The sequence below is a fragment of the Methylobacterium variabile genome, from assembly GCF_001043975.1.
GTDB lineage: Bacteria > Pseudomonadota > Alphaproteobacteria > Rhizobiales > Beijerinckiaceae > Methylobacterium > Methylobacterium variabile.
The window spans coordinates 89,776-100,732 of record NZ_LABY01000047.1 but is presented as its reverse complement, the minus strand read 5'-3'; the positions used below and the strand labels follow the sequence as shown (position 1 = coordinate 100,732).

Below are 10,957 nucleotides of genomic sequence, written 5' to 3'. Positions count from 1 at the left end.
GCCGCCACCGCCCGCACCCGGGCCCGCGCCACCGGATCCTCGGGCAGCAGCGGCGGCTCGCAGAAGACCTCCTCGAGGTACTCGATGATCGCCGGAGACTGGATCAGCACGCTCCCGTCGTCGAGCGCGAGGCTCGGCACGCGGCCCTGCGGGTTGATCCGCCGGTAGGCCGCGCTGCGGTGCTCGCCGCCGTCGCGCACGAGGTGCACCGGCACCTGATCCGGCGTCACGCCCTTGAGCGCCAGCGCGATGCGCAGGCGGTAGGACGAGGTCGAGCGCCAGTAGCCGTAGAGCTTCATGCGAGTGCTCCGAGGATGACCGCCCGGCACTCGCCGAACCCGACCGTCGCGAAGCCCTCGCAGATGCCGCGGGCCCGCAGGATGATCTCGTCGCCGTCCTCCAGGAAGCGGCGCTCCTCGCCCGAGGCGAGGCGCAGCGGCTCGCGCCCGCCCCGCGTCGCCTCGACCAGGCTGCCGCAGGCGTCGCGGTCCGGACCCGAGATCGTGCCCGTCCCGAGGAGGTCGCCGGGCTGCAGGTTGCAGCCGCCGCTGGTGTGGTGGGCCACCATCTGCGCCATGGTCCAGTACATGTGGCACGCGTTCGAGGCCGAGATCCGGTGCGGGGCGAGGCCGGCCTCCCGCATGCCCGGCGTCACGAGCAGCACCTCGAGCTGGAGGTCGAGGGCGCCGCCGCGCTGGTCGGCGTCGTCGAGGAGGTAGGGCAGGGGAGCGGGATCGCCCGCCGGCCGGGGTGCCTGCGCGATCCGGAACGGGGCGAGGGCCTCCGGCGTGACGATCCAGGGCGAGATGGTCGAGGCGAAGTTCTTGGCCAGGAACGGCCCGAGCGGCTGGTACTCCCAGGCCTGGATGTCCCGGGCCGACCAGTCGTTGAGCAGGCAGTAGCCGGCGATGTGCTCCTTCGCCTCATCGATCGGGATCGGCGTGCCGAGGTCGTTGCCCGGGCCGATCCACACCCCGAGCTCAAGCTCGAGGTCGAGGCGGGCCGAGGGGGCGAAGCTCGGCGCGTCCGCGTCCGGCGCCCTGGACTGGCCGCGGGGCCGGCGCACCGGGGTGCCGGAGGGGCGGATCGAGGAGGCGCGGCCGTGGTAGCCGATCGGCACGTGCTTGTAGTTGGGCAGCAGCGGGTTGTCGGGCCGGAACTGCTTGCCAATATTCTCGGCGTGGTGGATGCCGACGTAGAAGTCGGTGTAGTCGCCGATCGCCGCCGGCAGGTGCAGGGTGCAGGCGGCGGCCTCGTGCAGGAGCGGGGCGACCCGGTCGCGCTCGGCCGAGCCCTCGCGCAGCAGTGCCGACAGGCGCGCCCGCAAGGCGCGGCGCGGCCCTGCCCCGAGGGCGAGGAGCGGGTTGAGGGTCTCCCCGGCGGCCTCGGCGGCGAGGGCCGCCTCACCCTGGAGCAGGCCGGCGGCGAGCAGCGCCGGCAGGTCGAGGATGCGGTCGCCGATGGCGACGCCGGCCCGCCTGGCGCCGTCGGCCGCCGAGAACACCCCGAGCGGCAGGTTCTGGACCGGGAAGTCGGGATGCCCGTCGGCCCCCGGCACCCAGGAGCGTAGGGCCGCGTCGTGCGTGTGGTCGAGCCCCGTCATCAGCGCGCCTCCGGGCGGTTCGGGTCGAAGTGCTTGGCAAGCCGGCGCCCGTAGGTGCCGTAATCCTGCTGCAGGGCCGGCGTCTCGGCGGCGAAGCGGCTGACCTTCTGCGGGAAGCGCGTCTCGAACATGAAGGCCAGCGTGCCCTCGAGCTTGTGCGGCTTCAGCTCCATGGTCGAGGCCTTCTCGAACGCGTCGACGTCCGGCCCGTGCGGCAGCAGGGTGTTGTGCAACGACGCCCCGCCCGGCTGGAAGCCGCCGCCGGTCTTGGCGTCGTAGACGCCGTAGACCAGCCCCATGAACTCGCTCATCACGTTGAGGTGGTACCACGGCGGCCGGAAGGTGTTTTCCGCCACCAGCCAGCGGTCGGAGAAGAGCACGAAGTCGATGTTGGCGGTGCCGGGCGTCTCGGAGGGCGAGGTCAGCACCGTGAAGATCGACGGGTCGGCGTGGTCGAACAGGATCGGGCCGACCGGCGAGAATTTTCTGAGGTCGTACTTGTAGGGCGCGTAGTTGCCGTGCCAGGCGACCACGTCGAGGGGCGAGTGGGCGATGTCGGCGGCCCAGAGATGGCCGCCCCACTTCACCAGCATGGTGCCGGGGGCGTCGCGGTCCTCGTAAGCTGCGACCGGGGTGAGGAAGTCGCGCTGGTTGGCCAGGCAGTTGGCGCCGATGGGCCCGCGCTCCGGCAGGGTGAAGGCGCCGCCGTAGTTCTCGCACAGGTAGCCGCGGGCCGGGCCGTCGAGCAGTTCGACCGCGAACTTCACGCCGCGCGGGATGACGACGATCTCGCCGGGCGTGACGTCGATGATCCCGAACTCGGTGCGGAAGCGCAGCGCGCCCTCCTGGGGCACGACCAGCATCTCGCCGTCGGCGTTGTAGAAGTACTCGTCCTGCATCGAGCGGGTGGCGACGTAGAGGTGCGCGCCCATGCCGGCCTGGCTGCCCGCGTCGCCGGCCGTGGTCATGGTGCGCACGCCCTCGACGAAGGAGAGGGGCTCGGGCGGGATCGGGACGGGATCCCAGCGCAGGGGCGCGGGCGGCATCTCGACCTCGTGGGCCGGGGCGGTGCGCCAGAGGCGGGGATCGACCTTGCGGAAGGCGCCCCAGTGCATGACGGTGGGTCGGATGCGGTAGAGCCAGGAGCGCTCGTTGGTGGTGCGGGGCGCGGTGAAGGGGGATCCGGAGATCTGCTCGGCGTAGAGGCCGTAGGGACATTGCTGGGGCGAGTTGCGGCCGACCGGCAGCGCACCGGGCAGGGCCTCGCTCTCGAAGCCGTTGCCGAACCCAGACAGGTAGCCGGGATGGATCTGCGTCGCGGCGGGCGCGCCGGCAGGAGCGGGGCGGGTCTGCTGGTTCATGGATGGATCTCCTGTGCCGTGAGGTGATTCAACGTGCGAGCCTGCCGCCGCTCTCGCCCTCGGACCGGAACGCCCCGGCGGCCGGGAGCGGGGCGAGCGGCCCGTCGTCCGCGTACGGGGCCTTGCCCTCGGCGGGCCCCTCCACCTCGCAGGGGAGCAGGGAAGGCCTCGTGGGCGTGGCCTTGGGCATGCGACCTCTTGGACATGGCCTCGGGCATGGGCGTGTCTCTCCCGTGTCGGTGCCGCGCTCGTCCTGCGGGCCGATCGACGCGTGTCGTTCCGTCGATCGGCGCGGGCGATGCGCGGGGTGCCCCTCGCGTCAGGGCTGGGCGGGTTCCGCGCCGTCCAGGCGGAGGGAGCGCCGCGCGAGGGCGATGGCCTGCGCCAGCACCTCAGGATCGCCGACCTCGTGGGCGAGGATCAGCACGAGGCGCGCGTTGAGCGCCGCGCTCTCCTCGTCGCTCAAGGACTGGTGCGCCCGGATCAGGCTCTCGTAGACGTCGTCCGCCCGCCCGGCGAAGCCGTCGCCCTGTCTCGGCAGTGCCGTCATCACGCCGCCTCCTGAACCGCCGTGCCGGACCGGCCGCTCGCGCGGGCGAGCGCCTCGGCGACCTGCTCCGCGTCGACCTCCGCGAAGCGGGCGGCGACGTGCGCGTCGGGCCGGATCAGGTAGGCCGGGCCGGAACCGGGCTGCGCGCCGTAGCGGAGCCCGGCGACGCCCTCGGCGTCGCGCAGCACCTCGGCCCCCGGTACCGTCATCGGCCGCCCGGCGACGACGACGCAGCGCAGCCCGGGCACCAGACCCGGGAGCCGGCCCAGATCGGGCGCCTCAGGCCCGGCGAAGACCAGGAGCGTGAACGGCCCGCCGAGCCGGTCGAGCAGCCAGCCGGCCTGGCCGGCCGCGTCGACGACCGGCGCATCGACGCACGGATCGCCGGGCCTGGGGCCGGCAGCCTGCGGGACCGGATCCGGGGTCTGCAGCGACAGGCCGGCGAGGCTGCACGGCCGCGACAGGCGCCCGGCATTGAGGAGGGCGCGCGCGAAGGGCGCCTCGGCGGCGAGATCCAGCACCCCGTCGCGAAGATGCCGCTCGGCCTTCGTCTTCGGCGTCATGAAGTTGGTGGTGCGGCTCGAGTTCAGGATGTTCTCGTCCGCGCCGCGTCCGCGCTCCTCGTCGTAGGTCGCGATCAGGCTCTCCGGCGCCTCGCCGGCGAGCACCAGCGCCAGCTTCCAGCACAGGTTGTCGGCATCCTGGATGCCGCCGTTGCCGCCCCGCGCCCCGAAGGGGCTGACCACGTGGGCGCTGTCGCCGACGAACACCACGCGGCCGTGCACGAAGCGCTCGAGCCGGGCGCAACGGAACGAGTAGACCGAGCACCATTCGAGGGTGACGGGCGTGTCCTCGCCCACCACCGCACGTACCCGCGGCATCACCCGCTCGGGCGTCCGCTCCAGGTCCGGATCGGCCTCGGGCCCGAGCTGGAAGTCGATGCGGAAGACGTCGTCGGGCTGGCGGTGCAGGAGCGCGCTCTGGCCGGCGTGGAAGGTCGGCTCGAACCAGAACAGGCGCTCGGTCGGGAAATCCGCCTTCATCCTGACGTCGGCGATGAGGAAGCGCTCCTCGAAGCGCTGGCCGGGGAAGGGCAGGCCCATCCGGGTCCGGGTCGGCGAGCGCGCCCCGTCCGCCGCGAGCACCCACTCCGCGTCGAGGACGTAGGCGCCGTCCGGCGTCGCGACGTCGAGGCGGACGCCTTCGGCGCTCTGGGTCAGGCCGGCGACCTCGTGCTTCCAGCGTAAGCTGATCAGGTCGGGAAAATCCGCGGCCCGCGCGATCAGGTATTCCTCGACGTAGTATTGCTGCAGGTTGACGAAGGCCGGCCGGCGGTGCCCGCTCTCGGGCAGCAGGTCGAAGCGGTAGAGTTCCTGGTCGCCGTGGAAGACGCGCCCGACGCTCCAGGTCACGCCCTTCTCGACCATGCGGCTTCCGACGCCGAGCCGGTCCCAGATCTCGAGGGTGCGCTTGGCCCAGCAGATCGCCCGGCTGCCGGTCGCCACGGTGTCGTCGTCGTCGAGCACCACCACCGGCACGCCGCGGGTGGCGAGATCGATGGCGCAGGTGAGGCCGACCGGCCCGGCGCCAATCACCACGACCGGCCGGCGGCGGCCCGCCTCGGGCAGCGGCGTGTGGGCGAAGCGAGGGTGAGAGGTCATGGGCGTTTCCTGAGCGCGAGGCGCGCCCGGTTGCTCCGGGCGTCGTTCGTCGGTGGGGGAGGCCGGGCGTCAGCCTTCCAGCGCCCGCCACATCTCCATGTCGCGCTCGGCGGTCCAGATCCGGGGCGTGTCGATCCCCTTCGCCTCGTCGTAGGCCCGGCTCACGTCGAACGGCATGCAATGCTCGAAGATCACCCAGTGCCCGTATTTGGGTCGCATCTCGCTCATCGCCCGATCGTAGACCGCCTTGAGATCGTGGCCCGCCGCCACGCCGTCGCGGGCGATGGCGTAGAGGTCGCGCAGGAAGGCGCGCGTGCCCTCCAGCCCCTCGCGGATCTGCGCGGGCGTCGTCAGCGCCTCGCCGCGGCCCGGCACCAGCGCGGCGGCACCCAGGGCCTCCAGGCGGTCCAGGGTGGCGGGCCAGTCCTGGAAATGGGCGTCGCCGCAATAGGGCGTGGCGCCGTACTCGACGAGGTCGCCGGAGAACAGCACCCGCTCGCGCGGCAGCCACGCGATGGTGTCGCCCGCGGTGTGGCCGCGCCCGGCATGGACGATCCGCACCTCGCGCGAGCCGAGCCACAGGGTCATCTCGCCGTGGAACGTCAGCGTCGGCCAGGTCAGGCCCGGAATCTCCTCACGCCCGCGAAAGAGCCGCGGGAAGCGCTGGATCTCGGATTCCATGTCCTGCTGCCCGCGCTCGACGATCATCGCGCGGGCGACGTCGCTGGCGATGACGTTGACCCGGTCCGGGTAGCCGGCGACCCCGAGCACCCGCACGGCGTGGTAGTGGGTGAGCAGGACGTGGCGGATCGGCTTGTCGGTCACCTCGCGCACGCGCCGCACCAGGTCGCCGGCCATGCGGGGCGTGGCGCGGGCGTCGATCACCAGCACGGAGTCGTCGCCGACGACCACGCCGGAATTCGGGTCGCCCTCGGCGGTCAGGGCGTAGACGCCGGGCGCGAGCTCGGAGAAGGTCTCCTTCTTCTCGACGAGGTCGCCCTGGCTGGCAAAGCCCTTGCTCATGCAGTTCTCCTCCCTCGTGCGTCCCGGACCGGAGCGGATCATCCACCAGGATCGACCGCGCAGACCAGGCGCTCCGGCATTGCAAAGACGCGACTGCCGTGCTTGTTGCGAGTGCAACCATCTATAACAAGTTGCGAGTGCAACCGTCAAGCGGCACGGGCTGAGAATCCCAGAACCGCTGCACGGCGACCGAGAGGGTGCATGGACCGTCTGGACCTGCTCAGCTTCGTGCCGTTCCGGCTCAACCGCCTCGCGACCGAGTTCAGCAACGCCCTGGCGGCCGATTACGCGCGCTTCGGCATCGACGTCCCGGAATGGCGGGTCATGGCGACCCTGGGCATGCATGACGGGCCGCGCAGCGCTAACTACGTCGTGCGCTGCACCCGCACGCACAAATCCCGCATCAGCCGCGCGGTGGGCCAGCTCACGAAGCTCGGCTTCATCGAGCGGCTCGAGAGCGACGACGACCGCCGCGAGATCATGCTTCAGCTCACGTCGACGGGCAGAAGGGTCTACAAGGAACTCCTGCCGCTCCTCCTCGCGCGCGAGAAGGAGCTTCTGTCCTGCCTTGGTCCCGCGCAAGCGAAGGCGCTCGATGATGTGCTGAACGTCCTCGAAGAGTCGCTGGATCTGATGCGCTGCGAGCGATGATGTGCTCTGGTCTCGGGCGGAAAGCGCATGACGCGGCTGCGTCGAAGCCCGTCTCGGTACGTCGAACGGGTTCCCGCGCGGCTGACCCGCTCGCGACGCGTCAGACAGGATGCGCTGCGAGTGCCTCCAGGTAGCCTTCCGCATCGTCCCACCGCGCGGCCGACAGGCCGACGTAGCCGTCCGGCCGGACGATGACGAGGGGACGGTCGTCCGGCGGCGTGCGCGCCTCGGGTTCCAGCAGCGCAGGGAACCGTACCGCCAGCGCGCTCCCCCGGACCGCGTCGGCGGCGTAGAGCACGAACCGCGGCGCGCGCCCGCTGCCCGCGGGTGGGCCGGCATCGTGCCGCGGGTCCCATCGGTCGCCCGAGCCCGGCCCCCGCGAGAGCGGGCTGTCGCGATAGGCGATCTCGATCTCGCTCATCGTCGTGGCCATCCGGTCGCGCACGGCGTGGAGGCCGAGCAGGAAGCGCAAGGCGAGGTTGCGGGCGGCCTGCGCGGCCGGGTGCGCCAGCGTCGCCATGTCGGTCAGGCGGCCGGCATTGCGCAGCACCAGGTCGCCGACCGCCGTGCGCTCGGGGCTGTAGCTGTCGAGCAGGGCATCGGCCGCCTCCCGGCGCGTCACCATCGCCAGCTTCCAGGCGAGATTGATCGCGTCCTGCATGCCGGTGTTCATGCCCTGGCCGCCGGCCGGGCTGTGGATGTGCGCCGCGTCGCCCGCCAGGAAGATCCGGCCCCGCCGGTACTCCGCGACCTTGCGCTCGTTGATGCGGAAATTCGTCAGCCAGACCGGGTCTGCCGCGCGGAAAGTCCCGCCGGCCCACCGGTCGATCATGGCCTGCACGTCCGCCAGGGTGGGATCGGGACGGGCCGGATCGGTCCTGCCCCGGGTCGCGACGACGCGGGCGCGTCCGCCCGGGATCGGGAAGACCACGAAGGGGCCGTCGCGATGCAGGTAGGTGGCGATCTCGTCGGGCGCCGGCGCCCCGGCGCCCTCCAGGCGCACGTCGGCGAGCAGCCAGTCGTCGCCCTGCGTCGAGCCGCTGAACGCGAAGCCGAGCCCGTGGCGCACCGTGCTGTGGGCGCCGTCGCAGCCGATCAGCCACGGCGTTCGCACCGTCTCCTCGCGTCCGTCGGCGTGCCTCAGCCGCGCCTCGACGCCGTCCGCCGCCTCGAAGGCGCCGACCAGCTCCACCTGCCGCTCGACCTCGGCGCCGAAGCACCGCAGGTGCACGGCGAGGAGGCGCTCGGTCTCGCGCTGCGGGATCATCAGGGCGAAGTTGTAGGCGCTCGCGACGTCGTCGAAGCGGGGGCGGCCCAGCACGGCCCCGCCGCTGCGGATCGAGGCGCCATGGGCGCGCAGCCCCGCCTCCAGGAACCCGCCCGTGCAGCCCATGCGGTCCATGAGCTCGAGGGTGCGCGACCAGACCACCAGGGCCTTGGACGTCTCGGTCGCGCGCGGGCTGCGGTCGATGAGGCGGACGCCGATCCCGTAGCGGGCCAGTTCCGCCGCCAGGGTGAGACCGACGGGACCTGCGCCGACCACGAGGATGTTCGCCATCGCTGCCTCCTGGAACCTTGCCGACATGACGAGCCAGGCCGATGGGCCGAACGCTGGCGCACCGAGACGAGAGGGCTAACATGAAACCTTCGTATGAGCAGGTGCGCGGAAGGTGTGACCACGCTCAAACCACGCGTCGATATCGCGGCCGGGCCGGATCGCTAGATTGATCCTCGTCGCCGGCCCATCGGTCCACGGGCCCGGCTTTTTCTCGAAGCAGCAGCACGACCGATCCGCCTCGCCCGGCGCCCGACCGCCGGAAGCCGCGGGAAGGGGCGAACGGTTCGCCCGTTCCCCGGTGCGGAAATCGGCCGTCCGGCACCCTCGCGTGGAGACGAAACGATGCAACTCACCGGCAACACGATCCTCATCACCGGCGGCACCTCGGGCATCGGCCGCGGCTTCGCCGAGGCCTTTCACCGGCTCGGCAACCAGGTGATCGTCGCGGGCCGCCGCCGGGCGCTCCTCGACGAGGTCACGGCGGCCAATCCGGGGATGAGGGCGGTCGAGCTCGACATCGGCGATCCCGCGGCGATCAAGGCCGTGGCCGCCACGCTCGTGTCCGAGTTCCCGGCGCTCAACGTGCTGTTCAACAACGCCGGCATCATGCCCTTCGACGACGCGTCCGGCGTGATCGACGACACGGTCGCCCAGGCGATCCTGACGACCAACCTGCTCGGGCCGATCCGGATGACCTCCGCCCTGATCGAGCACCTCAAGGCGCGGCCGCGGGCAACGGTCATCAACAACACCTCGGTGCTGGCCTTCCTGCCGCTGGCGAGCACGGCCGTCTACTCGGCCAGCAAGGCGGCCCTGCACGCCTACACGCTCGCCCAGCGCTTCATGCTGCGCAACACCCGGGTCACCGTGCAGGAGATCGCGCCGCCCTGGGTCGACACCGACCTGATCAGGAAGAGCGGCGATCCGCGCGCCATGCCCCTCGACGCCTTCATCGCCGAGACGATGGCCGGGCTCGGCACGGAGGCCGAGGAGGTCGTGGTCGAGGCGGTGCGCTCCGTGCGCGACAACCCGGGCGCGAACGAGCACGCGATGGTCAACGCGTTCAACGCCGCCCTGGTCGCCGACCCGATCCCGGTCTGACGCCACGCGCCCGGGCGGGCCGCGGGGCCCGTCCGCCACCGGCCCGTTACGAGGAGGATGTGGGATGAGCGAGCATTACGACGCCGTGGTGATCGGCAGCGGCGAGGGCGGGAAGTTCCTGGCCTGGGATCTGGCGAAGGCGGGGCAGCGGGTCGCGGTGGTCGAGCGCCGCTGGATCGGCGGGTCCTGCCCCAACACCAACTGCCTGCCGAGCAAGAACGAGATCTGGAGCGCCGAGGTCGCGCATCTGGCGAGGAGCGCCGGCCGCTACGGCGTCGAGACCGGCCCGGTCGCGGTGGACATGCGCCGCGTGGTCGGGCGCAAGCGGGCGATGGTCGCGGGCCTCGTCGAGATGCACCTCGACAAGTACCGGGACAGCGGCGCCGAGCTGGTCATGGGGACGGCGCGGTTCACCGGGCCGAGAACGATCGCGGTCGCGCTGAACGCGGGCGGTTCGCGGACGCTGACGGCCGACCGGATCTTCCTGAACCTCGGCACGCGCCCGGACGTCCCCGAGGTGCCGGGCCTGCGCGAGGCGGACCCGCTCACCAACATCGAGGCGCTCGAGCTCGACGCGCTGCCCGACCACCTCGTCGTCCTCGGCGGCGGCTATGTCGGCCTCGAGCTGGCGCAGGCCTACCGCCGGTTCGGCAGCGCCGTCACGGTGATCGAGCGCGGCCCCCGGATCGCGGGCCGCGAGGACCCGGATGTGGCGGACGAGCTGGCGCGGCTCCTCGCGGCAGAAGGGATCGTGATCCGCACCGGCACGGAGGTGGTGCGGGTGAGCGGCCGCTCGGGCGAGGCCGTCGAGACCGTGGTGCGCTCGGGCGAGGGCGAGGCCGTGGTGGCGGGCAGCCACATCCTGGTCGCGGCGGGGCGCACGCCCAACATCGACGGGATCGGGCTCGACCTCGCCGGCGTGGAGCTGACCGGGCGCGGCACGATCCGGGTCGACGACCGCCTCGCGACGACGGCGCCGGGAATCTGGGCGATCGGCGAGTGCGCCGGCAGCCCGGCCTTCACCCACGCCTCGGCGGACGACTTCCGGGTGATCCGCGACGCGCTCGCCGGCGGCAAGCGCTCCACCGCCGGCCGGCAGATGCCCTACTGCCTGTTCACCGACCCGCCGCTCGCGCGCGTGGGCCTCAGCGAGACGGAGGCGCGGGCGGGCGGCGCGGAGATCCGGGTCGCGAAGCTGCCGATGCGGGCGGTGCTGCGCACCCGGACCACGGGCCTGACGGAGGGCTTCATGAAGGCGGTGATCGGGCCGGACGACCGCATCCTCGGCTTCGCAATGCTCGGCACCGATGCCGGCGAGGTCATGGCCGCCGTGCAGGTGGCGATGCTCGCGGGCCTGCCCTACCAGGCCCTGCGCGACGCGATCCTGGCCCACCCGACGGCGGCGGAGGGGCTGAACAGCCTGTTCGCGGGCGTGCCCGCGCGCTGACC

General features: G+C 72.4%; 10 protein-coding genes. 3 read left to right on the top strand and 7 right to left on the bottom strand.

All coding sequences use genetic code 11. The features are described 5' to 3' along the window. The 6 genes from VQ02_RS08160 to VQ02_RS08135 all read right to left on the bottom strand — a co-directional run. Positions 1-299 (bottom strand): glutathione S-transferase N-terminal domain-containing protein (locus VQ02_RS08160; RefSeq protein WP_048443674.1); only part of this gene is annotated, 299 nt, incomplete at its 3' end. Next, positions 296-1,603, bottom strand: a complete 1,308-nt coding sequence (gene fahA / locus VQ02_RS08155; protein ID WP_048443673.1) for a fumarylacetoacetase — start codon at positions 1,601-1,603, stop codon at positions 296-298. The genes VQ02_RS08160 and fahA, both read right to left, overlap by 4 nt. After that, entirely contained in the window at positions 1,603-2,964 is a 1,362-nt protein-coding gene (gene hmgA / locus VQ02_RS08150; RefSeq protein ID WP_048443672.1) for a homogentisate 1,2-dioxygenase, read from the bottom strand. Before hmgA ends, fahA begins: the two co-directional genes overlap by 1 nt. A gap of 319 nt (positions 2,965-3,283) precedes the next feature. Then, complete coding sequence (locus tag VQ02_RS08145; RefSeq protein ID WP_048443671.1) at positions 3,284-3,514, bottom strand: DUF2783 domain-containing protein; 231 nt, start codon at positions 3,512-3,514, stop codon at positions 3,284-3,286. Beyond that, complete coding sequence (locus VQ02_RS08140; protein ID WP_048443670.1) at positions 3,514-5,175, bottom strand: FAD-dependent oxidoreductase; 1,662 nt, start codon at positions 5,173-5,175, stop codon at positions 3,514-3,516. Before VQ02_RS08140 ends, VQ02_RS08145 begins: the two co-directional genes overlap by 1 nt. A gap of 69 nt (positions 5,176-5,244) precedes the next feature. Continuing rightward, entirely contained in the window at positions 5,245-6,198 is a 954-nt protein-coding gene (locus tag VQ02_RS08135) for an MBL fold metallo-hydrolase (RefSeq protein ID WP_048443669.1), read from the bottom strand. Positions 6,199-6,399: 201 nt separating this feature from the next. Here VQ02_RS08135 and VQ02_RS08130 point away from each other — a divergent pair, with 201 nt between their 5' ends. Beyond that, a complete protein-coding gene (locus VQ02_RS08130) occupies positions 6,400-6,849 on the top strand; it encodes a MarR family winged helix-turn-helix transcriptional regulator (protein ID WP_083469114.1) in 450 nt (149 codons plus the stop codon). A gap of 100 nt (positions 6,850-6,949) precedes the next feature. Here VQ02_RS08130 and VQ02_RS08125 read toward each other — a convergent pair whose 3' ends face one another. Next, positions 6,950-8,407: an FAD-dependent monooxygenase gene (locus VQ02_RS08125; RefSeq protein ID WP_048443668.1), complete on the bottom strand. Its 1,458-nt coding sequence runs from the start codon at positions 8,405-8,407 to the stop codon at positions 6,950-6,952. A 342-nt stretch (positions 8,408-8,749) separates the two neighbouring features. Between VQ02_RS08125 and VQ02_RS08120 the strand changes: the two genes are divergently transcribed. Together VQ02_RS08120 and VQ02_RS08115 are read left to right on the top strand one after the other, a co-directional pair. After that, positions 8,750-9,508, top strand: a complete 759-nt coding sequence (locus VQ02_RS08120) for an SDR family oxidoreductase (protein WP_048443667.1) — start codon at positions 8,750-8,752, stop codon at positions 9,506-9,508. A 64-nt stretch (positions 9,509-9,572) separates the two neighbouring features. Beyond that, complete coding sequence (locus tag VQ02_RS08115) at positions 9,573-10,955, top strand: mercuric reductase (RefSeq protein WP_048443666.1); 1,383 nt, start codon at positions 9,573-9,575, stop codon at positions 10,953-10,955. Positions 10,956-10,957: the final 2 nt, after the last annotated feature.

Coding starts and splice junctions, on each gene's coding strand:
- VQ02_RS08130 (WP_083469114.1), top strand. CDS start 6,400: ATGGACCGTCTGGACCTGCTCAGCTTCGTGCCGTTCCGGCTCAACCGC.
- VQ02_RS08140 (WP_048443670.1), bottom strand. CDS start 5,175: ATGACCTCTCACCCTCGCTTCGCCCACACGCCGCTGCCCGAGGCGGGC.
- VQ02_RS08125 (WP_048443668.1), bottom strand. CDS start 8,407: ATGGCGAACATCCTCGTGGTCGGCGCAGGTCCCGTCGGTCTCACCCTG.
- fahA (WP_048443673.1), bottom strand. CDS start 1,603: ATGACGGGGCTCGACCACACGCACGACGCGGCCCTACGCTCCTGGGTG.
- VQ02_RS08145 (WP_048443671.1), bottom strand. CDS start 3,514: ATGACGGCACTGCCGAGACAGGGCGACGGCTTCGCCGGGCGGGCGGAC.
- VQ02_RS08115 (WP_048443666.1), top strand. CDS start 9,573: ATGAGCGAGCATTACGACGCCGTGGTGATCGGCAGCGGCGAGGGCGGG.
- hmgA (WP_048443672.1), bottom strand. CDS start 2,964: ATGAACCAGCAGACCCGCCCCGCTCCTGCCGGCGCGCCCGCCGCGACG.
- VQ02_RS08135 (WP_048443669.1), bottom strand. CDS start 6,198: ATGAGCAAGGGCTTTGCCAGCCAGGGCGACCTCGTCGAGAAGAAGGAG.
- VQ02_RS08120 (WP_048443667.1), top strand. CDS start 8,750: ATGCAACTCACCGGCAACACGATCCTCATCACCGGCGGCACCTCGGGC.